The sequence below is a fragment of the Paraburkholderia lebeckiae genome (assembly GCF_050436225.1).
GTDB lineage: Bacteria > Pseudomonadota > Gammaproteobacteria > Burkholderiales > Burkholderiaceae > Paraburkholderia > Paraburkholderia tuberum.
Genome location: NZ_JBNDLU010000002.1, coordinates 3,653,803 through 3,678,640, shown reverse-complemented (window position 1 = coordinate 3,678,640; position 24,838 = coordinate 3,653,803). Strand labels below are relative to the sequence as shown.

Here is a 24,838-nt window from a genome sequence, read left to right as displayed (position 1 = left end):
TGATTTCGAAGGAGAGCTAGTTGATGAGCGTTTTCCGCATCAAGAAGACACTGGTGAGAACCGTGCTCGTGGTCGGGGTCGCGGCGGGCCTGTCGGCCACGCTGCAAGGCTGTTTTCTCGCGGTCGGGGCCGCGGCGGGCGGCGGCGCGCTGATGGCGACCGACCGCCGCACGCTCGGCGCGCAGACCGAGGATCGCGAGATTCAGGTGAAGGCGCTGTCGCAGATCAGCCAGAATCTGCCGGACTCCGCGCACGTCAACGTCACGGTGTTCAACCGCCGCGTGCTGCTGACCGGCGAGGTCGCGGGCGAGGCGTCCAAGCAGCGCGCCGAGAGCATCGTGCGGAACATGACCAACGTGAATACGATCGTCAATGAACTGGCGATCACGCCGGCGAGTTCGTTCTCGTCGCGCACCAACGACACCTACCTCGAAACGCGCGTGAAGACCGCTCTGATCGCCGAGAAGAACATTTCGGCGAACAACTTCAAGGTCGTGGCCGAGCGCGGCAACGTCTATCTGATGGGCCTCGTCACGATGAATGAGGGCAATATCGGCGCCGACGTCACGAGCCGCGTGCCGGGCGTCGTGCAGGTGGTCAAGGTGTTCCAGTACATCCAGCCGCAGGAAGCCGAAGCTGCTGCGGCCGCCGGTGCGACGGCGCCGGTGGCCGCCTCGCAGCCCGAAGTCAGCGAGCCGACGGTCGGCGCGATTCCCGATTCGTCGGTGAGCGCGCGTCCGCTCGATCAGCAGGCGCCTGCGCCTGTCAACTCGTCGACGTCGGTGCGGCCGGGTAATCCGAAGGCGGTGCCTTGATGCGCGGTATGACGCGTGCGGGTTTCGTGTTCGCGTTGGCGGTGGGCGCGCTCGCCGGCACGATAACGTCAGGTGCTCGCGCGGCCGAGGAGCCGCGCGGCCAGCAGATCGCCGCTGCGAATGCATGCATGGGCTGTCACGCCGTCGATCGCAAGCTGGTTGGTCCGTCGTTCCAGCAAATCGCCGCGAAGTACAAGGGCGACGCGCAGGCGCCGGCCAAACTCGCGCGCAAGGTGAAGGACGGCGGCTCCGGCGTATGGGGCATGATTCCAATGCCGGCCCATCAATCGATGAGCGATGCGGATATCCGCGCGGTCGTCGACTGGGTGCTCGCGGGCGCGCCGTCCAGATGAGGTTTTCCCGGGGCTGGAGGCTTGGCAAAAGGGAAAATGGCTGTGCTAGAATTATTTTTGTTGGGGGGGTAGCTCAGCTGGGAGAGCGTCGCGTTCGCAATGCGAAGGTCGGGAGTTCGATCCTCCTCCTCTCCACCAAGTTTTTCTTTAGAAACAACGCACTACGTCTTGCGATGTAGTGCGTTGTTTTGCTTATCGTCGCAGGTTTTTGCATACCGGGTGTGGCAAATTTGTGGCGGCTCCGTTGCCCTGCACGACGCGGGGACGAGGTGGAAAAAATTTGTTCGGAAAATACCGTGATCGCAACGGTTGAACCGACGAACCTTGCATGCATTCGCAACCCATTGCGGCCAAGTGCATGATTCGCCTTGGCCCACCCGGCCAACATGCAAGCGCTTCTAACCGTCGATCAGCTATCTGAATACCTGCGAAAAAGTGTTGCCAGCATTCGCAGCGACGCTACCCGCAATCCAGCTGCACTTCCTCCAATATGCCGAATTCCAGGTACGAAGCGGCTTTTGTGGCGAGTCGAAGATGTCGAGCAGTGGCTGGCAAGCCACGTCTTAGTCGACGGTGCTTCGCGCAAGGCGCCGGCGCCGGTTGAGGCTGCGCGGCGCGGCCGCCCCACAAAGGCCGAAGAACTCGCAAGAAAGAAGCGACTTTCCGAGGCAACGCAGGCGGATTCGCAGCCCGCGGCGAGGGCCTAGGATTTGGACCAGCCTCAGGACGCAGTCGATCGGAGCGGGAAATTGACGAGGCCGCGATGCCACGGCGATTTTTTTCTCGCCGATCTCCTTGGATTTGCTCTGAAAGCCGATGCGACGAGCATGGAAGTGCCGATCTTTTCGCTTTCTACACGACCTGACCTTGCGATCGAGCAATGGACTAGTCAAGACGGCAAACGTCGGATAACTGTCACACCGAGCGTTCTTGGACGTGCGACGCAACATGATAAAGATGTCCTCATCTACGCGACCTCGCAGCTTACCGCGGCAGCGGACCTCCAGCTGCCAGACGCGAAATATCGAACGGTTCGCTTCGCGGCATATGATTTTTTCAAGACTACTGGCCGTGGGGCAAGCGGCGCCGACTACAGGGCGCTCAAGCTGTCTCTGAGGCGGTTGCAGGGCACCACCGTGACAACCAACATCTCAACGGGGGGAATTCAGATCGATGAAGGGTTCGGGCTCATCGATGGTTGGAGGACAGTAGCCAGTGAGAAGCGGCCAGCCATGGTGACAGCCGTGGAAATCACGTTGTCGATCTGGCTATTCAACGCTATCCAGTCGTTTGAAGTGTTCACGCTGCATAAGGACTACTTTCGCCTGAGAAGGCCCCTCGAGCGCCGTCTTTACGAACTGGCGCGGAAGCATTGCGGGCGCCAGCCGGCCGCACTGATCGGCTTAGAGCTGCTGCGACAGAAAACCGGTAGCAAGGCGACGCTGAATGAGTTTCGGCGCATGGTTCGTGAGGTGATGATTGCTGACTCTTTGCCAGAATACCGGCTGTTGTTAGCTCAAAACGACACGGTCACGATGTACACGAAGGATCATCGCAAAATGACCCGGGCCGTTACGAAGCTTTCGGAGCTGCAGACATCGTGGTTTCGCCCACCAAGTAGAGGCGAATCGTCCTAGGACACGTGTTATCACCCACCATGTACGGGCACGTCGTCGCTGGACACGTGTTATCACCCATCAGGAAGGGGCACGTCGTCCTAAGACCCGTATATCACCCACCAAGTAGGGCGCGTCGTCCTAGGACACGTGTTATCGCCCACCAAGTAGGGGCGCGTCGTCCTGAGACACGTGTTATCACCCACGTTTTTCTGTGGATAGGCACGTGTTTTCGCCCACAGGGACCTCGTGTTTTCACCCACCGGGCGAGTTACCGAAGGCCCGCCGTCTGGGGTGTTCAAGGCGATTTACGGATCCGTAACGCGCGCGCGCGTTTTTTTAACTTTTATAATCTTTAACGTGTCAGGGCTTCACAGGGTGTGAATAATCGAATCGCAGATCCGGTGTTGTCTGGGTGGGAGCTTCCCGGCACTCGTGAGAATCTCGGACGCTAACTGACAGATTTCGCGGCGCGATCTTTTCAGGTTTGCGCGGCTGAAACGGCGACCACGGTGGGACTTGCAAGATTTCCATTCTCTGTTGGCTAGTGCAAAAGGTGGTCGGCCACTTCGAATACTCTTCAATGTCGTCTACGTCAATGCCGACTGATTTGCGATACGATGGCTCATTCTTCAGGCGGCGAATTTCTATCTCAGTGAGTTCGTTGTTGATCGCCTCAAACACGCAAAACGTGCTGAAGGTGCTCAAGGCGACAAACTGGTCCCATAGTTCCCGGGCGTCCATGCACATGCGAACACACCTATACGCGCCAACACCGTCGATCTGGGCTAATGCGTTGAGCGCTTGATGTAGCCTGTAGAACGCGATCGAATTAGACAAGTCAAACAGTTGAAATTCGCGATCGTAGGGATGATCTTCCCACGCAAGTAGGCCGCGTTCGAAGTTATATAAAGACTCGTCGAGCTTAAAATCAGGACCGGCGTACGTCGTAACGATCACCGGCAGACCGTCGTCGCTCTCGGAATTTGGCACGAAAGGAACATCGTAAGCAATACAGGCGCAGACGTCCCAAAGGCGATGAACAGGCCCCCAGAGTGCCTTCCACAACAAGTCCGGTCCTTCGACGAAATATTGTCGCGCGTCAGGAAACAGCCTTGTCAGCTGCCCCAACGCTCTTTCTGAAAGCGCCTGCTGTCCTCTAGCGATTCGATACCATTTCTTTTGATCCTTTGTTGCCGTGACCTGTTTAATCTTTTCGTCGGGCCCGTGTTCTTGCAATTCCTCGCATGTCCACGACGCAGTTGCATCATCAAACCACTGCGCAAACTGATTCGGATTTGCTGAGCCTGTCCTTCTCATCAACTCATGCATCAGAACGACTGTCCTGATACGGTCTCGCCGTTTCTCTTCCGTCGAAGATGTCCGAATATCATCTGTCATATGAGGATGCTGCCCCGTAGTTATGAAAGCTGAGCCCTTTCGCCAGAAATTTTATCTCGTTAGGCAGCCGCCGATCATATACACCCGCCAAGCGCGTGAAGCTCACCGCGTAGCCTCGATCTCAGTGGAAGTTGTTGCCTTCGCCGTCATAGCAAGCGCATTCCACAAACTTCAGCCGACGAGCTCAACGGTCGTTGTCGCCGCGCTCGATCCTTTCGAAGTGACATCGATCAACGTAGATCAAATGCATGCAGCAGTCCTAGGGACCGCGATAAGCAACTTTTTTTTGGCGTATCTGACGTCCTTTGCATGACCGTATGGCGCACATGCAAGCCCGACCACAGCCTTGAGGATCGGTAGGCACATTCGGTGTTGGACATTTTTGTGTGATGCAGACTTGCACACCGCGTGCACACGCCCGCCACACGCTACGCACTCCGATTGCACACGGTCATTCGGTATGCACACGGGCTGCCCACGAAACGCACACGGAGTGCACCTCGCGCGCGCACCTTCGGAGCAATAGCCTGATCGCGCAGACTCTTTCTCGACGTTGTCCCCTTTCTGTCCTCGTTTGTACCCTCTCGCCTCTGTGCCGTGCCGGATTTACACCCGCAATTCTGAATCAAACCCCGAAAATCAAGGCGAGTGGAACATAAAGAGTGTATTACGTAATTTCCCATTTCGGCGTGGAAACCCAATTAGAGCAAGGGTTCTGGTGTGTTACATTGCGACCAAGCTCGGGAATATTGTGACACATGGAGAACACATGAAGGAGCACTTGACCGTACGTCTCGATTCGCATCTGAAAGCACATCTAAAGGAGGCCGCGGAGGCTCGGTCGACGTCTGTTTCGGCGGTGCTCACGGTAGCCCTCGAGCGATACTTCGCCGATGAGTCGATCCTGGACGAACTACGCGAAATGGAGCAGCGCCTGGCGGCGACCATGATGCGTACGCTGACCGAGACCGCTCGCGTGGGGGACGATGTGCAGCTGGTGATCGGCCAAGTGGATCAACTCATCCGCTTCATGTTTCAGACCACCCCCGAAATCTTTGACAAGGACGCGGCCGCCATGGTGGGCTCACGCCGATATAGTGGATTCCTTGAATCGTTCGCGAAGGAGTTTGTAGGCCGGAAGCGCCGGGCGGTGTTTGCCGTCCGGGTTGACGATGTCGCCACAGGCGAGGATTGACGTGACGAATAGTGGGCGACTGCGCTGCTGCTGTCGCCGGTAGGGCCATTGATGGGGTAAGCACGCCATGACTGTCAACGCCATTCTCTTCGACGCCTTCGGGACACTCTGCGACATCCGCATCAAACGTCGCCCGTTTGCCCGGCTCGCCCGGTTTCATCCGGACCGCCGACGCGCGCGTGAAATGATCATGACCCAGCCGCTCTCGCTGGGCGAGGCGGCGGATCAACTGCGGGTGAAGAATGTGGATCTGGCTACGCTGGAGGAGGAACTTGCCGCCGAGCTGGCCAGTATTCACTTGTATCCCGAAGTCATCGGGGTTCTGGAGGGCCTGCGCGCGTCGGGCGTCAGGATCGGCATTGTCTCCAATCTGGCCGCGCCGTACGCCAGACCGTTGTTACGGCTGTTGCCGTTCGTGCCGGATGCCTGCGCATGGTCGTTCGAGGTCGGTTGGCTGAAGCCTGATCCGCGTATTTTTTCTTGGGTCTGTGAACAGCTCGACGTGGCGCCGAGCGGGGCGCTAATGGTTGGAGACACGCTCGCCGACGACTATGCCGGTGCACTGGCGAGCGGCCTCAATGCCATGCACTTGGACCGGCGCGGAAGGGGGAGCCGTCCGAAGGTCGCCGCGACCATCCACACACTGGAAGGCATCTTGCCGGCACTTCGCCCTCAGTCGTGCTCCTGGTCAACGGGCCACACCGGATCGGTCGGATTGTCGTAACGCACCACCGAGCCACGCAGCTGCTCAAGTGGCGGCATGCATGCGGGACTCGCGGGAATATCCGGTTCCGGGCCACCCCGTGGCACGTCGGGCTGCCCGTTGCCGTCAACGGGCCCGCCCGGATCGCATTGCACGGGAAGGCTGGCCAACTTCAACTTTTTCGTCGCTTTGGTGCTCATGACCGCGCCTGTTTGGATCAGGGTGCTTCGGTGAGTGTAACGGGCCGCGTAGCTGCTTGTCGACGCTGACACGACATTCCGTATGCCTGCTATCGTGCGCAATATCCAACGACGCTCTACCAACCCGCCGGAGGGAAAGCATGGCAGATATTGAAGCGTTCAAGGTGGAAGACTTGGAAGACGACTCTGATCGCCTGACAGGCGGAAGACGGGGTTACTTCATGGAAGCACTGGGGGAGGCCGTGTATGCCTGCGCCGGAGGTGGCCGGCAAGATAAGATCATCTCAGCGTACCTGACGCTGCAAGGAGTTTTCGACGCGAACTCGGACGACTTAGGCGACAAGGGCGACACTGCGGTCGAAAACGCTACTCGCGAGTTTAATGGGGCGGTCGGCAAGATCCTAGGAATGTAGCTCTGCTCTGCTGAAAGGTGCGATATGAAACGCGACGGCGTTTTCGCATACTTTGGCTCTGGATTGAAGACGCTCTTGAGCTGTGAACGAGTTCAGCAAGCAACCAAGCCGTGCGTGCGAAAAGGCCCTTAATGAATCCCGAGCTGGCCGCCGAATTGGCAGACGAGGCAGAACTGAAGGCCGCTATCCGCGAGTTGCGTAAGCTGAGAAAAGAGAGCGAGCCCCTTAACCGTGCATGGTCCGATACGCGGGTCGCTAGACAGAGGTACGAGCGGGATTACGCGTTCGCGGTCAAGCAGCTAAAGGAACGGGAGGCCCGAATTATGGATCAGCTAGGGCCCTATCTCGACAAGATCGAGGCGCTTGAGAAACAGGTGAGAAAGCTGGACCGCAAGGTACGGAAAGCGCGGTCCGGGTAAGGTCATCTGCGGCTGTACGAGGACTGCACTTGTACCTATGCTTCGCGGATCGCGGCGGCGGTCGGAAAGATATGCAGGTGTTTCGGCGGCCGCTCGGCTCGCGGTAGAGGCAGGATCGGCGAGAGCAAAAAAAACCGCCTAGAAGGCGGTTTTTCCTAAGATCTTTGTTTCCACAGTAAAGCCTAGGGGTCATAGACTCGGTCGGCCCGTCGCAAGGGGCTGGTACTGCTCCAGCACATCCCCACCAATTGCCATTCTATACCTTAAGGTAACTTTGAGCAACAGGTTAGCCAGCTACGCCTTCTGTCGCGTTGGCCCCTTCAAGCGCGGCAAGTTCAGCATTGAACTCGATTCGCTCCTGAATCATCGCTTTTAGGTCGCGCTTGCAGTCTTTGGCCATGTCTGAGGCCACGTCATGCATAGCTTGCCTGTAAGCTGCTTCCTTTTCCATAGCTGCGACTTTCTTCTCATTCCGCTTTTGCTTCGCTTTTAGATCCTTTAGCTCCTCGGCAACGGTGCGAAGCTCTTCATAGTTTGAGAGTCCGATAAAATGCGCGAGACAAGAAATCATTGAGATTCTTTCGTCCCGTGATAAGCCCTCGGGATAAAGGGTCGAGCGCCCGCTTCCACCTTTGCTGTTGAACGTTTCGGCCGGTAACACGCGACTCGTGGAAACAGAATCGACCATGCTGCAAAGCGCCCAGCTCTGACTTCCAGATGTGGAGTATCTAACCAGATTTTTCAAGCTATCGGCCGAAATCTCGAAGCAGGTCTTATCGCCAGCGCCCGGTTCTTTGGACGTTACCGGAATAACCTGCACGGCTTTACTGCTTGCCCTTACAACAATAGCAAGGCGGCGCTTATGCATCTCGCCCTTTAGCAGTGCGTCGGTGTTGGAACTATCCAAACTTGAAGCGCCATTGTATCTAACTAATGCGGGAATAAATCCATAGTCAACTTCAACCAGCGTGCCCGGTTTCATAAGGGCGCTGATTTTCCCGCCCTTGCTTAGCGTGGTTTCCAGATAGGTTTCGACAGGCCCATTGTAGGCTTTGAGCACAATGTTGCATGACGCCGGAGCGGTAGCGGTGCTGGGTGTTCGATCGATCGAATTTACACGCCAACGCCGGATCGCGTTTCCAGTGAACTTGGCTGTGAAATACAGGTGGTCATATTTCCCGCGATCGGGAAGAAGCAGTTCCTCGACGCGGTCGTAAGAAGCTTTACCCAATAGCCTGTAGATCGGTACATTCTCGGCCGAATCTAGAAATTCTTCTATGTAATTGATTTTAAAGGTATTCACGATCGGGCCAATTTACCTTGCAGACGCCAAAGACAGCATTTTGTACCGGCTGAACAAAGTGCGATAGGGTTTTAGGGGCGCGAGCCTCGGCGAACCCCCGGCTCTGCAAAACTGTTTTTTCCCGGCTTGCACTGGCCACGGCTCACGCCCACGGACGTGCGCGGTTGAGGGGGGCTATCTCAACCGCCCGCGAAGCGGGGGTGTGGATATGAATTTGGGAATGCGGCGCTTGATCCTATCAGGCGGCGACAGAGTGAGGGGGGCACGTCGGCTAACCCTGCCCGCTCGAGGTGCTGCGCTCCGAGTTCGACGCGGGCGGCTATGACCTCGTGATGAGCTACGGCCCCACTGTTCGCCACATCCAGTTCAAGGTGATGGTGGCCGGTGGCAAACGGGCGAGCGTCACGGCGAGTCTGAAGCTGATGGACAAGCCCAGCGGCTGCATCCTCTGGATCGTGGTCACCGATGCGCTGGATTTCCACTCCTTCCTGTGGTTCGGTAATTCGCCCGGCCAGCCACTGCCGGACCTCCGGACGTTGAAGATCGCGACCCACACGAAGGCCAATGCGGAAGGCATGAAACTGCCGCGACTTGGCCAACGGACTGTCCCGCGTAGCGCCTTTACGCCGCTTGCGTCGCTGGATGACGTGCTGGAGCGTCTTTTCGGACCACTGCCATGAATCATGCCTTGTCGCTAACCTCGCCGGCTGTTCCTGTGCTCGTGACCGCCGCCGGTGATCGCGCCGGGGTGCGTTTTCTGGAGTTCTTCGCGTCGGCCATCCGCAACCCACACACGCGCCGAGCCTATGCGCGCGCGGCGGGGGATTTCCTCACGTGGTGCGCCGGCGCCGGCGTGACCTCAATCACCTCCGTACAGCCACTCCATGTGGCCGCCTGGATCGAACTGCAGACGCAGGCGCTGTCGGCGCCGACCGTCAAGCAGCGGCTCGCGGCGATCCGCCACCTGTTCGACTGGCTGGTGACCGGCCAGATCATCCCGCACAACCCGGCCGCCTCAGTGCGCGGCCCTGCTCACTCGGCCCGCACCGGTGCCACGCCCGTGCTGGACCCCACCGAGGCGCGGCAGTTGCTCGACAGCATTGATGTGAGCACACCCATTGGCCTGCGGGACCGCGCGCTGATCGCGCTCATGGTGTTTTCATTCGCGCGGGTGGGCGCGGCGCTGGCGATGCGCGTGGAGGACGTCTACGTGCAGCAGCGGCGCCTGTGGGTGCGCCTTCGTGAAAAGGGTGGTAGGCGGCACGAGATGCCCTGTCACCACACGCTGGAAGCATATCTGCACGCGTACCTAGAGGGCACCGGTATCGCCGGTGAACCGAAAGGACCGCTCTTTCGCACGGTGGCGCGCGGCACCGGGCGGCTCAGCAGCACCCCGTTGCCACAGGCGAACGCGTATGCGATGGTGCGCCGGCGCGCGCTCGCGGCCGGCATTGGCACGGCGATCGGCAACCATACGTTCCGCGCGACCGGTATCACCGCCTACCTGAAGAATGGGGGCACGCTCGAGAACGCCGCGGCGATGGCGAACCATGCGTCGACGCGCACCACGCAGCTATACGACCGGCGACACGACGAAATCAGTCTGGACGAGGTTGAGCGGATCCGTGTTTAACGGCGAGGCCCCGCGGCAAAGGGGTATTTATACGCACGCCAGGCGCGGCTCGAATGTCGCTGACCGACCCCGGAGCAGATATCAACGCCAGGAGAGCTAATGTCCGCTCTGGGCTGTGGAATCAACCGGTTGAATCCGCAGCTAGAAACAGCCGATGGAAAAAGGCAAGCCAATGGCGTCGAGGGAACGATCAGTTTTTAGTCAACTCGTGACAGATCGCGATTAAGGCTTTGAAAAGTCTAATGGACATCCGAAATGGTCATCTGGCCGCGCTTATTATTGCGCTGAGATTGCCACACAGAACTTTTAGCAGACCCCTTGCTTAAAGATCTAGCTCCGCAAGCGTTCGCATAGGATTCGCAGGCGCTCCCACTGGCCTGGCGCGAGCAACGACGACCGCTCTACCTGAACTTAGACTGGTGCGGACAATATCCGCTACCTGAGCCGAGCTAACTCCACGCGTGCCGATCCACCCATCCCGAAGAAGCTCAGCGAAAAGAGTGTTGCTCAGGTGGCGCGCGGTGTTTTCGAACGTGATTTGGCGGCCGCCTCGGGGACCCAATGCTGCAGGATCGGCCAATACAGCTTGAACGTGCTCGCGTGCGAGATACATGCCCGGGAGCAGTGCCTCTGACAACACTTCTAACTGTGTGCGCGAGCATAGCTTGAAGAAAAAACCGTCTCCGGAAAGCCTGTACATACTTTTTCCGTCGGCGATTTGCCATTGGTCCTCCGTTGTATTGCGGAATTCGATCATACGAGCCAATTCCGCATCAAAACGTTCGTCCGGGCGATAAACTGCTGAAGCCTCTGGAGTGTCTTTTGCACGTTCCATGCACTTATATTGGACCATTGTCCAAGCCTCGAAGGGCTCATTGAGGTATAGCAGGTCTACGCCGAGCGCATGCTCTATCGCGGTTCGGTTCACATTGAACACTTCAAGCTTGCGATTGCCAGAGGCAAAGACGGCTCCAATTGAGGTGTGCCGAGCCGAGTCCGTGCCGGGGAACTTTGCTGCGTCGTGAGCAATCAGCTGATCTTCTATTGTTCTTATACCTGCTAAACCATCAAGGAACGAAGTCAAATGATCGCCATCGGGTGCAGTCCATCCTTGGAGTGACGCTTTGCGCAACCTCCCCGTTTGGTCAAACACATCCAGCGCCAGCCCCACGGCGTCCCGCTGCTGCGCCACTATCACCGTGCCTGGTCGGTTGATATGTTCGGTGCTCTGATCCCTCAAGCGCTCCAAGCGCTCGATGATCTGGAGCGATTCAGCGCTGACTTGACCTATGACCGTTTTGAGTTTCTGCCAGGTTCCTGACGGCACCGCCCCGCCCGTTCCCGAGCGGCTGCTAATGATATTTTTCTGGATTGACGGTCCCATTCTTTCGGCCACGTCGGCGATGCGAATGCTTGTGGGGCTGACCTCAGTAAACTCAATTCGAACTTTGCCTGTAGCGACGCGTTTTCCCTTTCTTGCGAGTGCCCAGTGAGTGATCTCGCCCGGCGCAAAAAGGAGGCCACAAACTTCCCATTGCCGAATTGGCCAATCGTCGCTACTAAGAGCATCTGAAAAACCTTGCGTCAGGTCGCGCACCTCCCTCAGGAGGAAGCCGCGGCGTTCCTCGTCGAATTGGATCAGATATCCGGCAGCGCGTCTCGTCATAGATGCAGTATCGATTTGGTGAAAGTTAAAAGCCCACCGACACACGTGAACGTCGGTCGGGCAACTGCTTCGCAGGTGTCCACGAAAGTTTCGTTGCGAGACGCTCGAACGGCCGCGCCCAGCCCCAAAGAGCCGCTCAGATTCTATTCTTGAACTACTCCTCCTAGCCGGACTGCGTCTGACGGCGGGCGGTCCCCGTCGGTGATCGCGGGGCGGTTTTTCTTTTTGGCGGTAGATGAACCGTTACGTCAACCCCGTTAGCACCGGCCTAGCTTGCCTGCACGGGGTGCCGGCCGAAGAAAGTCAATCAGATGCGCTACTTTTGGGTGTGCGGGACTCGAACCCGCACACATCTCTGCTGCAAAAAGCTCTGCGGGTGCACTAGGAAAAACTGTCATTCCTAGATCGGGCACGGGATGGATTACGATTACACTCGCCGCGCCTGATCGGGGGATAGCTCGGATGGGAGAGCGCGGCGTGCGTAACGCCGACGTCGGGAGTTCGACTATCTTTTCCTACATCAAACACGGTCCATGACCATAAGCCCCGAACTGGCTGAAGAATTGTCGCGGATGGCCCGTATCAAGGCCGACCAGCGACGGCAGAAAGCCATCTGGCAGGAACTGCGCGAGCTGCGGGCCAACCTGCGCCCGATTGATCGTGCGTGGTCTGATACGCGGCTCGCACTGAAACAATACGAGTGGGATTACACGCACGTGATCCCGCAGCTTCAGGAGCGGGAAGCCCGACTGCTGGATGAGATGCGCCCATTCCTCCGGCAGATTGACGCACTGGAGAAGGAGGCCCGGCGGCTAGACCGCAACATACGCAAAGCGCAGCAAGCTAGTGAGCCCACGCCGGATAGTCCGGCCGGATCGAGCACACGTACGCCTCCAAGCCGTTAAGCTTGTCCATTTACCGTTGGTTATCATCGGCAACCCCGAAAGCGCGGGTGTTGAGTGCCAGTCAAGAAAACGGTGGTTTTCTGAACACGTCAAAAATTCCCGTCGCAGACTATCCGAAGCCCAATTGTCAGGTTAATATTCCCGTCCAGTTTTCAACGTCCCGGTTGTGTCAATGAATCAGCGAATCGGCTACGCGCGAGTTTCCACCGAGGACCAGCATTTAGAGCTGCAACGTGATGCGCTTCAGCAGGCTGGTTGCCGTGTCATCTATGAGGAGGCGGCGAGTGGCAAGAGCGCCGCGCGCCTCGAGCTCGAGCAATGCCGCAAAGCCCTGCGCAGCGGCGACACGCTGGTGGTAAGGCGCCTGGATCGGCTCGGGCGCAGCCTGCCCGATCTCGTGCAGATCGTCGCCGAGCTGGAACGCTCGGGAATTGGCTTCGAGAGCCTCACCGAGAAGATCGAAACGAATAGCGCTTCGGGCAAGCTGGTCTTCCACGTTTTCGCAGCTCTTGCGGAGTTCGAGCGCGGCCTAATCCGTGAGCGCACCCATGCTGGGCTTGCGGCTGCGCGTGCCAGAGGCCGCTCTGGCGGTCGCAAGCCCAAGCTGGGGGAGAAGCAGGTGCGCGAGATTAAGGCGCTGCTGCGTGACCCGGAAGTTCAGGTTGCCGACGTGGCCCGACGCTACGGCGTTTCCCGTACCACGCTCTACAAGCACGTCGGCGTCGTTGCCCCGATGCACCGATGACCTTAGTTGCGCATCGCCACTTGGTAATGGACGGGGGAAGCAGTGGATTCGTTGAACTTCGGTTTCTTGGGACCGCACAATAAACAATTAGTGACCCTCGGTGGCCTTGCGGAGAGCTATTTCCCTAGCGATCCCTCTACAGCGATCGTCAAGCTGCGGCAGTTTGCTGAGTTGATGGCGAAGCTAGTCGCTGCCCATCACGCTGTCTATCGTGATGAGCGTGAAACATTCGAAGAAACTCTGCGGCGCCTGTCGTATGACCGCCTGATTCCGAAGGAAGCCGCTGATATTTTTCATGCCCTGCGGAAGGCCGGCAACAGCGCCGTGCATGAAGCAACGGGCGACCACTCTACCGCTCTTACGGCGCTGAAGTTCGCTTGGTCGCTTGGCATCTGGTTTCATCGGACCTATGGCCGCGCTGCGAACTTTCGGTCAGGTGCCTTTGTGCCGCCGCGCCAGCCCGTCGATGCGACGGTTGCGCTCCGCGAAGAGATTGAAAAGCTCAGGCAAAGAGTAGCGGAAACTGAGGGCGATGCGGTTCGCGCTCGCCTTGAAGCAGAAGAACAGGCTCACGCGCGTGAGGCGGTAGAAGAGAGATTGGCGCGCGAGGCTGAGGAGCGTGCCGCCTGGGAGAAGATCGCCCAGGACATTGATGCCGAGAAGGCAGAGGTCACAAGCAAGCTCGCCGCGCTCCAAGCCGAGGCGGAAACCGCCCCTCGCGCTGAGGCTGCCCAATTGGTGGAGCGGGGTGAGAAGGCTGCGGTAAAGATCGACCTCGACGAGGCGGAAACGCGCGCGCTCATAGACCAGCAACTGCGCGACCGCGGATGGGAGGTCGATACCCGTGACCTTCGATACAGCAATGGTGTTCGCCCAGCCAAAGGCCATAATCTCGCCATCGCTGAATGGCCAACCGCAAATGGTCCCGCTGACTACGCCCTGTTTGTCGGCGCCACCCTAGTCGGCGTCGTGGAGGCGAAGCGGCGGCGGAAGAACGTGTCCGCTGCGATCGACCAGGCTGAGCGCTATTCGACCGGTATCAAGGACAGCGCCGATTTCAGTTATGCCGGTGGCCCTTGGGGTGAGCACAAGGTGCCATTTGTGTTCAGCGCGAATGGCCGATCCTATCTTAAGCAGATTGAGACCGAGAGCGGCATCTGGTTCCGCGATACCCGTCGCGCCGCAAACCATCGCCGTGCATTGGTCGACTGGCCGACACCGGAAGGCCTGACCGGTCAGCTTGAAGTCGATCAGGATGCTGCCGACGCCGCCCTGCAAGCGCAGTCATTCGAGTTCGGATTTCCGCTCCGCCACTATCAGGAAAGCGCGATCCGCTCGGTAGAAGCAGCCTTGTCTGCTGAGCAACGGGCGGTCTTGGTCGCGATGGCAACCGGCACCGGAAAGACCAAGCTCGCCATCGCCATGTTGTACCGTTTGCTGTCAGCCAAGCGGTTCCGGCGCATTTGCTTCGTCGTCGATCGCAGCGCCCTTGGTGATCAGACTGAAGGAGAGTTTTCGACCACCAAGGTCGTCTCCGGCAAGACGTTTGCGGAAATCTTCGGCCTCAAGGGGCTTGGCGACGTGACGCCCGATGTGGAAACTAAAGTCCACATCTGTACGATCCAGGGCTTGGTGAAGCGCGTGCTGTTCTCTGCCGATGGGGCATCGGTTCCACCCGTTGACCAGTATGACCTGATGGTCATCGACGAATGCCATCGCGGCTATCTGCTCGATCGGGAAATGTCCGACGCCGAACTCAGCTTCCGGGGGCAGGACGATTACATCTCCAAATATCGGCGCGTGCTGGACTATTTCGATGCTGTAAAGATCGGCCTGACCGCCACGCCTGCGCTGCACACTACCGACATTTTCGGCGATCCGGTCTTCACCTATTCCTATCGCGAGGCAGTGGTCGATGGCTTCCTGATCGACCACGAGCCACCGATCCGCATCGAAACCGCGCTGGCGCGTGCCGGTATCAAGTTCGAGAAGGATGAGGAGCTTGAGCTGCTCAACACCCGGACCGGCGAAGTCGATCTGGCCCACGCTCCAGACGAAATCCGTTTCGCGATCGAGGCATTCAACCGCCAGGTCATTACGCCGGAGTTCAACCGCGTCGTAGCGGAGGAGCTGGCACGGCACATTGATCCGGCGCTACCCGGCAAAACGCTGATCTTCGCGGCTACCGATGCCCATGCAGACATAGTGGTCAGCGCCATCAAGACCGGCTTCGCTAAGCAATATGGCGAAATTGACGATGCCGCCGTGAAGAAAATCACAGGCAGCGTGGACAAGGTGAAGAACTGGATTCGCTCGTTCCGCAATGATGCCAATCCGCAAATTGTGGTGACGGTCGATCTGCTCACCACCGGCATCGACGTGCCGAAGATCACGAATCTCGTGTTCCTGCGCCGCGTGAATAGCCGCATCCTGTATGAACAGATGATCGGCCGTGCGACGCGCCAGTGTCCGGAAATAGGCAAAGAGGTTTTCCGGATTTTCGACGCCGTCGATCTCTATCCGCATCTCCAGAACATGACCGACATGAAGCCTGTCGTCGTCAACCCGTCTATCAGCTTCGCCCAGCTTGTCCAGGAAATGACGGAAGCGGAAAACGATGAGCAGCGGGAGGCCATTCGCGAACAGCTCGCAGTGAAGCTGCGCCGCCGGATCATGAAGCTGACTGACGAGGCACGGCAGCAGTTCGAGGCCGAAGCAGGTGAAACGCCGGAGGCTATGCTGCAACGGGTCGTTTCCGGCGATGCGCCGGGCCTTGCCGCATGGCTGAAGGACCGCTCCGCGATCGGCCCGATCCTCGATTGGCAGGCTAATGGCGATAATCCCCGCTATGTCCCGATTTCCAAGCACGCGGATCAGGTCGTCGATGTGTCGCGCGGTTATGGAAGCGCCGCGAAGCCAGAGGATTTCCTGGACAGTTTCGCCGCTTTCGTGCGAGATAATGTCAACACGATCGCCGCGCTGAAACTCGTCGTGCAGCGACCTCGTGATTTGACCCGCGCCGATCTGAAGGAATTGCGCCTTGCCCTCGACTCCAAGGGCTTTTCAGACGCTAATCTGCGCCGTGCTTGGGCCGATGCGCGCAATGAGGAAATCGCCGCCTCGATCATCGGCTTCGTCCGTCAGGCCGCGCTGGGCGACGCGCTGATTCCCTATCAAGACCGCGTGCGGGACGCGATGCGCGCGATCATGGCGAGCCGCGCATGGACAGATCCGCAGAAACGCTGGCTCAAGCGGATCGGCGAACAGATTGAAAAAGAAATCGTGGTGGACCGCGCCACCATCGACAGGGAGCCGTTCATCGCTGATGGCGGCTTCGATCGCCTTAATAAAGTGTTCGGCGGGGAGCTGGAAAGCATCCTCGCCGGGATTAATGAAGAATTGTGGAAGAAGACCGCGTAAATGAGCACCACCACTGATATCGTCGCCAAGCTCTGGGGCCTGTGCAATGTCCTTCGCGACGATGGCGTCACCTATAACGAATATGTGACGGAACTGACCTACCTGTTGTTCCTCAAGATGCTGGAGGAAACCGGCAAGGAGGAGCGATTGCCGGAAGGTTGGCGCTGGGGCCTGCTCGCCAAGCGCGAGGGCATGGAACAGCTCGATTATTACAAGGCGATGCTGCTCGAACTCGGCAAGGCGAAGGACGAGTTGGTCAGCGCGATTTTCATCGACGCCCAGACTCGACTGCGCAAGCCGACCAACCTCAAGGCGCTGACCTCCAACATCGATCAGCTCGACTGGTTCTCCGCCCGCGAAGAGGGACTGGGCAACCTCTACGAAGGCCTGCTGGAAAAGAACGCGGCTGACAAGAAATCCGGCGCCGGGCAATATTTTACGCCCCGCCCGCTGATCGACTGCATCGTGCGCCTGATGCAGCCGCAGCCGGGGGAGGTGATCCAGGACCCGGCAGGCGGAACTGCGGGCTTCCTCGTCGCCGCCGATCGCTACATCAAGGACCACACCGACGATCTCTACAGCCTGACCGAGCGACAGGCCTTCTTCCAGCGCCACAACGCCTTTTCGGGCGCGGAGTTGGTGCCGGATACCCATCGCCTGAGCATGATGAACCTGCTGCTGCATGGCATCGAAGGCGGAATGGAGAATATCGATACGCTCTCCCCCGATGGCGAGGCGCTGCCCACGGCCAATCTGATTCTGACCAATCCTCCCTTCGGCACCAAGAAGGGGGGCGGTCGTCCGACCCGATCCGATTTCTCGATCACGGCTGATACGTCGAACAAGCAGCTTGCCTTCGTCGAACATATCGTGCGCGCACTGGCCCCGGGCGGGCGCGCTGCTGTAGTCGTTCCTGATAACGTGCTGTTCGAGGATAATACCGGTCGCCGCCTACGCACATGGCTGATGGACCTGTGCGACCTGCATACCATCCTGCGTCTGCCAACCGGCATCTTCTATGCGCAGGGCGTCAAAACCAATGTGCTGTTTTTGCAGCGCGGCAAGAGCGACAAAGGAAACACCAAGGCCGTCTGGGTCTATGACATGCGGGCGAACATGCCCGCCTTTGGCAAGACCCGTCCGCTGACGGTTGCCGACTTCGCTAATTTCGAGGCCGCCTATGGCGCTGATGCCAATGGCAAAGCCGCACGGCAGGACCAGGGTGAAGACAGCCGCTGGCGCAAGTTCGACCGTGCAGCTATCACCGATCGCAACGACAATCTCGACATAAGCTGGCTGCGCGATACCGAGGCGGAGGCCGAAGAGGCGCTGACCGAACCGGCGGACATTGCTGCCGCCATCATCGGCCATTTGAAGGCCGCGCTGGAGGAAATTGAAACGCTTTCGGACGAGTTGGAGCCGGATGGCGTTGAAGAGGCTGCTGCTATTGCGGAGGCAGCGGAATGAGTGATTTGCCAGCAGGTTGGGCTGATGTGGATATTGGCGCGATTGCCGACATCAAGCTGGGCAAGATGTTAGACAAGGCAAAAAACAAGGGGGAGCCGACGCCTTATCTTCGCAATATCAATGTTCGCTGGGGTAACTTCGATCTCAGTGACATCCTGCAGATGCCGATGTCTCCTGAAGAGCGATCCACCTTGAGCGTTCGCGACGGAGATATTCTTGTTTGTGAGGGCGGTGAGCCAGGGCGTTCCGCTGTGTGGCAAAACGGTGCTACCGATTTGACATTTCAAAAGGCGCTCATGCGCCTTCGCCCACGAGCCGGCATAGCTCCACATCTTCTGACAGCATTTCTACGGTGGTCCTACGATGCGGGCAACCTGAACGGCCATTTCACCGGTACAACTATTAAGCACCTGCCGCAAGGTGCCTTGGCTGCGGTGCGTTTTCCCCTTCCTCCACTTTCCGAACAGCAGCGGATCGTGGCGAAGATCGACAGCCTCACCGGCAAATCCAGACGCGCCCGCGACCATCTCGACCACATCCCCCGCCTTGTCGAGAAATACAAACAGGCGATCCTCGCCGCCGCCTTCCGGGGCGATTTGACGCGTGAATGGCGGGAAAACCATTGTCCAGCGACGCTGTCCGTGACGACGGTTTCGCACGAACGTCGGCGCTTGCTGGAAACGAATGAGCAGCGTTTGAAACAATGCGAAAACGTCAGTGTAGTCGAGACCGATCGACCTTTTAAACTTCCAGAGGGCTGGGATTGGGTCCGGGCTGAGGCAATTTGTGGCTTCATAACAAAAGGCACCACACCCGGATCAGACTTAATGTCATCCAGCGATGGCGAAGTCCCTTTCATCAAGGTCTACAATCTTACCTTTGACGGTACCCTTGACTTCACCATCGACCCTACGTTTGTTTCCAATGTCACTCATAAGGGCTTTCTCGGACGCTCAAAGGTTCTCCCCGGCGATGTTTTGATGAATATTGTAGGACCGCCGTTAGGAAAGGTAAGTGTAGTTCCAAGCCAATACGCAGAGTGGAACATCAATCAGGCCATTGCGGTGTTCCGTCCGATCGCTTCAGTTCTGCCAGCATTTCTATCTCAATGGCTGCTTACGGATGTCCTCACCAGATGGGCGGTATCAAGATCGAAAGCCACCGCTGGTCAGAGCAATCTAACGCTGGAAATATGCCGCAATCTTCCGGTGCCACTATGTTCATATGCGGAACAGGTCGAAATCGTGCGGAAGATTGATACCGCTATGTCCTGGGTAAATCGCCTCGCAGGCGATGCCAACAGCGCCCGCAAGCTGATCGATCACCTCGACCAATCGGTGTTGGCCAAGGCTTTCAAGGGCGAACTGGTGCCGCGAGACCCAGTCGACGAACCCGCCAGCGCTTTGCTCGAACGCATCCGGGCAGAACGTGCCGCCGCGCCGAAAGCCAAGCGCGGTCGCAAGAAGGCCGCCTGATTCCATGGCCATTCCTGATTACCAGACGTTGATGCTGCCTGTGCTGCGCCTCGCTGCCGCTGGTGAACAGCGCGTGGCCGATGCCGCCGAACGCATTGCTGACGATCTCGGCCTCAGTCCCGCCGAACGCGAAGAAATGCTGCCCAGTGGGCGGCAACGCCTGCTCCACAACCGCATCCATTGGGCAAAATTCTACTTGTCGAAGGCGGGCCTTGTCGCCTCGCCGAAACGAGGGCGCTTCATCGCGACCGATGCGGGCCGGGCCCTGCTGGCTTCCAATCCCGCGCGGATCGGGGTGAACGAGCTGAAGGACTATGAGGGCTTCCGCGATTTTTACAGCGCGTCGAAATCGGCAGATGACGATGCCCCGTCGTCGGCTGTCATCGTCCCCTCAGCCGAAACCGAAACTCCTGAGGAGCAGGTTGAGTCGGCCTATCAGGCCGTGCAATCAGCCCTTCGGGCGGAACTGCTGGAACGCATCATCCAGAACAGCCCGGCCTTTTTCGAGCAACTGATCGTTGATTTGCTGATCGCCATGGGGTATGGCGGATCGCATAAAAACGCGGCGACCCAGCTCGGCCGTTCGGGTGACGGCGGGGTCGATGGCGTCATCAACGAGGACAGGCTGGGGCTGGACCGGGTCTATGTGCAGGCCAAACGCTATGCCGACACAACAGTTGGCCGCCCCGATGTGCAGGCCTTCGTCGGGAGCCTTGTCGGCCACGGCGCTACTAAGGGCGTGTTCGTCACCACCTCCACCTTCAGCAGCCAGGCGCGCGACTATGTCAAACATCTCGCGCAGCGCGTGATCTTGATCGACGGGGACCGGCTTACCGATCTGATGATCGAATATGGCGTTGGCGTCCGCGTCAGCCGTAGGATCGAGTTCAAGCGGCTAGACGAGGACTTCTTCGCGGAAGAATAGCCCGGCAGAACGCACTCGAAAGAGCTTCGGAGAGCGAGACCCAATGAGGGGTGACGCCAAGCAAGCTGCCGTTGCAGTTACGATAGTTTCTTTGCCAGATCCTCGGCTCGCGGATGGTAGTAACGCATCAACATGCGTGGGTCTTTGTGGCCGGTTATCTTTGTCAGCTCGTGCATTGGGAAGATCGACGCCAAGCGGGAAGTCGCCTCGTGCCGCAGGTCGTGAAAGCGAAGGTCGGTCAAAAACTTGCCATCCGGCTTTAGTTTGGCCGCCCGGCACTCATCGACGTAAATTTTGCGGGCGCGTGCCACTGCGCGCTCGAAGGCTCTGGTAACAGCGTCGCTTCGAATCTCGAACACGCGGTCGGCGTCGCTTTCGCCGTCTTCGGTCGAATTGTCCTTGGCGTCATAGGAGTCTTTCAATGCTTGGAGCACTCCACTGGCGCGCGAAGACAGCGGCACGTCGCGGGCGTTCCCGTTCTTCGTCGACGGTAGATGCACAACACAGCGATTGAGGTCGACGTGCATCCACAACAGCGACACAATCTCGCCCCGGCGCATCGCAGTTTCCACGGCTAGCCAAATGATGGGCGGTAGCAGCGCCGAGCCACTAGTCCTCGCCACGCGTTCAAGCTCACCGTCTCGCGCGCCGCGTTCTGACTCGGGCTCTTCCCCGCTAGGTGCAACGGCAAGCGCGTCGCCGGCAGCGATGCGACGAGTGCGTGCGTTGTTAGGCTGTGGCTTTCGCACCAGCTCGACCGGATTCGAGAGGCTTTCCATGCCCCATTCTTTTCGGGCGATGTTGAACACGTGGGACAGTACCGCTAATCGGCGTAGCACTGTCGCGGGCTTATAGTTCTTCAGCCATTCGTCTCGGAGCCTCGCTATGTCTGCGCTCCGTATTGCGGCGAGCGGCCGCTTCGCTAGATCAACTGCCTGGCAGGTCTTGATAATGGATGATTCCTGCGCAGCGCCCTTCTTTAATAGCGAAATTTCTTCCTCATAGCGTTTCAATGCCTCGAAGAGCGTCGTCGCCTCAGCCTCGCTGCGGCTGACCCATATACCGCGCGACATTTCCGATTCGATCATGTTGGCCCAGGCTTCCGCCTCGGCCTTGGTATTGAAGGTCTTGCTTTGCGCCGGGTAGCCGCGTCGGCGTACTTGCGCCTCCCATTGGTATTGTCCACGCTTTCGGATAGTCGGCATTTCTCGATGCTCGCTCGAATGAACTGTGGCGACATTGTGGCAAATAATCAAATTGAACGCTAGAAGCCTTGTCCTTTATGGTGATGTTTTTACATTCGCAATGCGAAGGTCGGGAGTTCGATCCTCCTCCTCGCAAAACAAAAACCGGCCTCGCGCCGGTTTTTGTTTTTCTACATCGACAAACGCATATCGTCATTGCCCTCGATGAACGACTTGACCGCGTGCCGTGCCTTCGGGAACAGCAGGCGCGACGCGCAGGCGAAAAAGCACCGGTCAGAACTTATCCCACCCCTCTGCGATCAAGTCGGTCGCGCGTGCGACGGCGTGCATGACCTCGTTCATCGTCCTCCCCGCTTCGCCAGGGAGCGCCGAGCCGTCGCGGATCCGGTCGACCGACGTCGCGATCGGGTCCTTGATCCCCTTGGCCGCGCTCGACGAGCGTTGCGCAAAGCTGCGCACCTCGCTTGCCACCACCGCGAAGCTGCGTTCCTGCTCGCGGGCGCGCGCCGTTTCGATGGCCGCGTTCAGCGCGAGAATGTTGGTCTGAAACGCAACACCACCTCGGTGATCGCCATGATGGCCCCGATCTTCGTCGAGCTGTCGCTGATGTGCTGCGTCGTGTTGAGAACTCGGGCCGGCCACCGCGCTGCCCTTCTCCGCAACAGACAACGCAATAACCGAAAAATTAGAAGCTTGCACGGTTTTGCGCGTATTTAAATGGGTGTGAATGCATCGCCTTTCGTTTGAATTTCGGTCTCTTTTCCATTTGGCAGCAACTCTCCATGCCAGCACAGCGGTGCTTTACCCCGAGGACAATGTTTCATTCGTCCACCCAGAGCGGTCACGGTTGAGGTAGGCTTAGCCAATCCCATCATGTCCCCCGTTCTGCGCCCTGATGGACTGTCTGCCCTCGGGGCACGCACCTCAATAGCTCGTCTCCACGTATGTCAACTCCGGACCCCGGCAATCGCGACCTCCGTGCCGCGTTAAACGACCTAGACGGCGCACGCAACTGGATGGCGTCCATCTGCGGCCCCCACGGCCTCCAGGTCAGTCATCCAGAGCGCTTGCGCTTCCACCAGTCCGGCACCGTACTTCGTTCGATGGCGACGACGATAGGCTACGTCGAATACGGCACCGACGTGACGGTCGCGGTGAGTGAGAGCAGTCCGCTGAACTGCTACAGCGTGAGCCTGCCGATGGTCGGTCAACAGGAGCTCGCAGCACACGGCAAGAGGTGGTTGTCGGATCAGGATTGCGGTCTGATTGTCAGTCCGCAGGAATCGCAAGATCTCGCGATTACCGGCAATTGCCGCAAGCTGCACGTCGCGATTCCGCGCTCCGCGCTCCAACAGGTGCTGCAGACGATGCTGCAACGCCCCGTCGAAGCGCCGCTCGTGTTCCAGCCCGACATGGACGCAGCCGCCGGCGACCAGGCATCGTGGTGGCGCATGATCAAGTTCCTGGCCGGCGAGATGGAGCGCTCGGGACCGTCGCTGGGGCAGCTTTACATGTCCAGCGAATTCGAACTGACGTTGCTGAAGGGGCTGCTGCTGTCACAGCCGCATAACTATTCGGAACAGCTGGCCAACGCGTCCGCGCCGACGCCACCGCATTATCTGACCCGCGCGCGCCAGTTCATTAACGACAACGCGCGCGAGCCGATCACGCTCGAAGACATCGAGCGCGCGTCGGGTGTGTCGCGCTTCAAGCTGTTCGACGGCTTCCGTCAATATTTCGGCTGTGCGCCGATCGCGTATCTGAAACGCTACCGGCTCGAATCGGCGCGGCGCGATATTCTCGACGACCGCTCGGTGCGCAATATCTCGTCGGTGGCGTTGGGCTGGGGGATGTCCCATCTCGGCCGTTTCTCGACCGAGTACAAGGCGTTGTTCGGCGAGTCGCCGTCCGAGACGCTGAAGCGCGCGGCGCGGCGTTAGAACGTCCTATCGCGTGTTGCTTTCGCCGAACTTCTCGTAAAACAGCCGGTAATCCCGAATTCCCTGCTCGGTGAGCCAGGTCTTGATCGCTTCGACCATCGGCGGCGGTCCGCACACGTACATGTCAAAGCCATTCGATTCGAGGAACGAGCGGTCGAAATGCTCGGGAATCAGCCCAGTCTTGCCCGACCATTCCGGCGCCGGATTCATCACGACGGTCTCGACCGCGAATCCTTCGATGCTCGCCTTGTAGCCGTTGATGCGTCCGGTCTCGCACAGATCGGCTGCATTCGTGACGCCATAGTACAGATGCACCGGATGCGCGACATTGCGTTTCGCCGAGATGTCGTCGAGCATGCCGAGGAAGGCAGAGAGTCCCGTGCCGCCCGCCACCATCACGAGCGGACGCTCGACCTGGCGCAGATAGAACGCGCCGAGCGGCGCCTCGAACTCGACCGTATCACCGGCCTTACAGCGTTCGCGCAGATAGTTGCTCATCATGCCGTCGGGCAGCAGACGGATCAGGAATTGCAACTCGTTGCGCGCGTTCGGATGATTCGCGAACGAGTACGAACGCCATTCTTCGGTGCCGGGCACCTTCACGCGCGCATACTGGCCCGGCAGAAAATCGAGCTGACGCTCAAGCGCGCTCGCATCGACACGCAGAATCGCGGTCGTCGCCGACACCAGCTCGACGCCGACCACGCTCGCGGACACGGTGCTCGTGCCGGCGCCTTCGCACAGCGTCGAGTCGAAGTCGAAATAGAACGACGCATCCGACTTCACGCGCGTCTGACACGACAGGATCTTGCGCTGCGCGAGGTCTTCTTCGCTGAGCGTTTCGTCGTCGACGTAATCGAGCGTGTAGTCGCCCGATTCGCAGCGCCCCTGGCAGGTGCCGCACACGCCTTCGCGGCAGTCGAGCGGAATGTTCACGCCGTTCTTCAGCGCCGCGTCGAGCAGCAGCTCGTTCGGGCTCACATCGAAGAACGCGGTTTTGCCATCGGCGAAGCTCAACGCGACCTTATGTTTCATCGTC

At 58.9% G+C, this 24,838-nt stretch carries 21 protein-coding genes, 2 tRNA genes and 1 pseudogene; 18 read left to right on the top strand and 6 right to left on the bottom strand.

Features of this window, described 5'->3' with window-relative positions; translation table 11 throughout:
* Positions 1–23: 23 nt before the first annotated feature.
* The 4 genes from OKW45_RS31550 to OKW45_RS31535 all read left to right on the top strand — a co-directional run bounded on the left by OKW45_RS31550 (position 24) and on the right by OKW45_RS31535 (position 2,805).
* Positions 24–815, top strand: a complete 792-nt coding sequence (locus OKW45_RS31550; protein WP_018419164.1) for a BON domain-containing protein — start codon at positions 24–26, stop codon at positions 813–815.
* The gene (locus OKW45_RS31545) at positions 815–1,168 is read left to right on the top strand and encodes a c-type cytochrome (RefSeq protein ID WP_018419165.1); all 354 of its coding nucleotides are present in this window, start codon (positions 815–817) and stop codon (positions 1,166–1,168) included. Before OKW45_RS31550 ends, OKW45_RS31545 begins: the two co-directional genes overlap by 1 nt.
* A gap of 62 nt (positions 1,169–1,230) precedes the next feature.
* Positions 1,231–1,306, top strand: a tRNA-Ala gene (locus OKW45_RS31540).
* Positions 1,307–1,878: 572 nt separating this feature from the next.
* Positions 1,879–2,805, top strand: coding sequence for a replication initiator protein A (locus OKW45_RS31535; RefSeq protein ID WP_429472899.1), 927 nt, complete (start codon positions 1,879–1,881; stop codon positions 2,803–2,805).
* Positions 2,806–3,147: 342 nt separating this feature from the next.
* On the opposite strand, the gene OKW45_RS31530 is transcribed toward OKW45_RS31535, so the two are convergent.
* A complete protein-coding gene (locus tag OKW45_RS31530) occupies positions 3,148–4,116 on the bottom strand; it encodes a hypothetical protein (protein ID WP_429472898.1) in 969 nt (322 codons plus the stop codon).
* An 838-nt stretch (positions 4,117–4,954) separates the two neighbouring features.
* Here OKW45_RS31530 and OKW45_RS31525 point away from each other — a divergent pair.
* The 4 genes from OKW45_RS31525 (at position 4,955) to OKW45_RS31510 (ending at position 7,115) form a co-directional block, all read left to right on the top strand.
* A complete protein-coding gene (locus OKW45_RS31525) occupies positions 4,955–5,380 on the top strand; it encodes a hypothetical protein (RefSeq protein ID WP_429472897.1) in 426 nt (141 codons plus the stop codon).
* A 67-nt stretch (positions 5,381–5,447) separates the two neighbouring features.
* Positions 5,448–6,104 (top strand): HAD family hydrolase, encoded by a 657-nt coding sequence (locus OKW45_RS31520; RefSeq protein ID WP_429472896.1) that lies wholly within the window; start codon positions 5,448–5,450, stop codon positions 6,102–6,104.
* 319 nt (positions 6,105–6,423) lie between these two features.
* Complete coding sequence (locus OKW45_RS31515; protein ID WP_429472895.1) at positions 6,424–6,696, top strand: hypothetical protein; 273 nt, start codon at positions 6,424–6,426, stop codon at positions 6,694–6,696.
* Positions 6,697–6,827: 131 nt separating this feature from the next.
* Positions 6,828–7,115 (top strand): hypothetical protein, encoded by a 288-nt coding sequence (locus OKW45_RS31510; protein WP_429472894.1) that lies wholly within the window; start codon positions 6,828–6,830, stop codon positions 7,113–7,115.
* Between the two features lie 286 nt (positions 7,116–7,401).
* On the opposite strand, the gene OKW45_RS31505 is transcribed toward OKW45_RS31510, so the two are convergent.
* On the bottom strand, positions 7,402–8,418 hold the full coding sequence (locus OKW45_RS31505; RefSeq protein ID WP_429472893.1) for a hypothetical protein: 1,017 nt from the start codon (positions 8,416–8,418) through the stop codon (positions 7,402–7,404).
* A gap of 290 nt (positions 8,419–8,708) precedes the next feature.
* Between OKW45_RS31505 and OKW45_RS31500 the strand changes: the two genes are divergently transcribed.
* On the top strand, positions 8,709–9,098 hold the full coding sequence (locus tag OKW45_RS31500) for a hypothetical protein (protein WP_429472892.1): 390 nt from the start codon (positions 8,709–8,711) through the stop codon (positions 9,096–9,098).
* The gene (locus OKW45_RS31495; RefSeq protein WP_429472891.1) at positions 9,095–10,051 is read left to right on the top strand and encodes a tyrosine-type recombinase/integrase; all 957 of its coding nucleotides are present in this window, start codon (positions 9,095–9,097) and stop codon (positions 10,049–10,051) included. Before OKW45_RS31500 ends, OKW45_RS31495 begins: the two co-directional genes overlap by 4 nt.
* Positions 10,052–10,373: 322 nt before the next feature.
* On the opposite strand, the gene OKW45_RS31490 is transcribed toward OKW45_RS31495, so the two are convergent.
* Positions 10,374–11,717 (bottom strand): hypothetical protein, encoded by a 1,344-nt coding sequence (locus tag OKW45_RS31490; RefSeq protein WP_429472890.1) that lies wholly within the window; start codon positions 11,715–11,717, stop codon positions 10,374–10,376.
* 447 nt (positions 11,718–12,164) lie between these two features.
* Here OKW45_RS31490 and OKW45_RS31485 point away from each other — a divergent pair.
* The 7 genes from OKW45_RS31485 (at position 12,165) to OKW45_RS31455 (ending at position 20,654) form a co-directional block, all read left to right on the top strand.
* A tRNA-Thr gene (locus OKW45_RS31485) sits at positions 12,165–12,238 on the top strand.
* A gap of 12 nt (positions 12,239–12,250) precedes the next feature.
* Positions 12,251–12,622, top strand: coding sequence for a hypothetical protein (locus OKW45_RS31480; RefSeq protein ID WP_429472889.1), 372 nt, complete (start codon positions 12,251–12,253; stop codon positions 12,620–12,622).
* Between the two features lie 172 nt (positions 12,623–12,794).
* The gene (locus OKW45_RS31475) at positions 12,795–13,367 is read left to right on the top strand and encodes a recombinase family protein (protein WP_429472888.1); all 573 of its coding nucleotides are present in this window, start codon (positions 12,795–12,797) and stop codon (positions 13,365–13,367) included.
* 51 nt (positions 13,368–13,418) lie between these two features.
* Positions 13,419–16,787 (top strand): type I restriction-modification system endonuclease, encoded by a 3,369-nt coding sequence (gene hsdR / locus OKW45_RS31470; protein WP_429472887.1) that lies wholly within the window; start codon positions 13,419–13,421, stop codon positions 16,785–16,787.
* Positions 16,788–18,254 (top strand): class I SAM-dependent DNA methyltransferase, encoded by a 1,467-nt coding sequence (locus OKW45_RS31465; protein WP_429472886.1) that lies wholly within the window; start codon positions 16,788–16,790, stop codon positions 18,252–18,254. It begins immediately after the preceding gene.
* Positions 18,251–19,729: a restriction endonuclease subunit S gene (locus OKW45_RS31460; RefSeq protein WP_429472885.1), complete on the top strand. Its 1,479-nt coding sequence runs from the start codon at positions 18,251–18,253 to the stop codon at positions 19,727–19,729. The genes OKW45_RS31465 and OKW45_RS31460 overlap by 4 nt, the downstream gene beginning before the upstream one ends.
* 4 nt (positions 19,730–19,733) lie before the next feature.
* Complete coding sequence (locus OKW45_RS31455; protein ID WP_429472884.1) at positions 19,734–20,654, top strand: restriction endonuclease; 921 nt, start codon at positions 19,734–19,736, stop codon at positions 20,652–20,654.
* A gap of 77 nt (positions 20,655–20,731) precedes the next feature.
* Here the strand turns inward: OKW45_RS31455 and OKW45_RS31450 are convergent, their stop codons facing one another.
* On the bottom strand, positions 20,732–21,859 hold the full coding sequence (locus tag OKW45_RS31450; RefSeq protein WP_429472883.1) for a site-specific integrase: 1,128 nt from the start codon (positions 21,857–21,859) through the stop codon (positions 20,732–20,734).
* A 291-nt stretch (positions 21,860–22,150) separates the two neighbouring features.
* Positions 22,151–22,531, bottom strand: a pseudogene (locus OKW45_RS31445) (methyl-accepting chemotaxis protein); the annotation flags it as partial.
* Between the two features lie 272 nt (positions 22,532–22,803).
* Between OKW45_RS31445 and OKW45_RS31440 the strand changes: the two are divergent.
* Complete coding sequence (locus OKW45_RS31440) at positions 22,804–23,799, top strand: AraC family transcriptional regulator (RefSeq protein ID WP_429472882.1); 996 nt, start codon at positions 22,804–22,806, stop codon at positions 23,797–23,799.
* Positions 23,800–23,805: 6 nt separating this feature from the next.
* Here OKW45_RS31440 and antC read toward each other — a convergent pair whose 3' ends face one another.
* Positions 23,806–24,834, bottom strand: coding sequence for an anthranilate 1,2-dioxygenase electron transfer component AntC (antC, locus tag OKW45_RS31435; RefSeq protein ID WP_429472881.1), 1,029 nt, complete (start codon positions 24,832–24,834; stop codon positions 23,806–23,808).
* Positions 24,835–24,838: the final 4 nt, after the last annotated feature.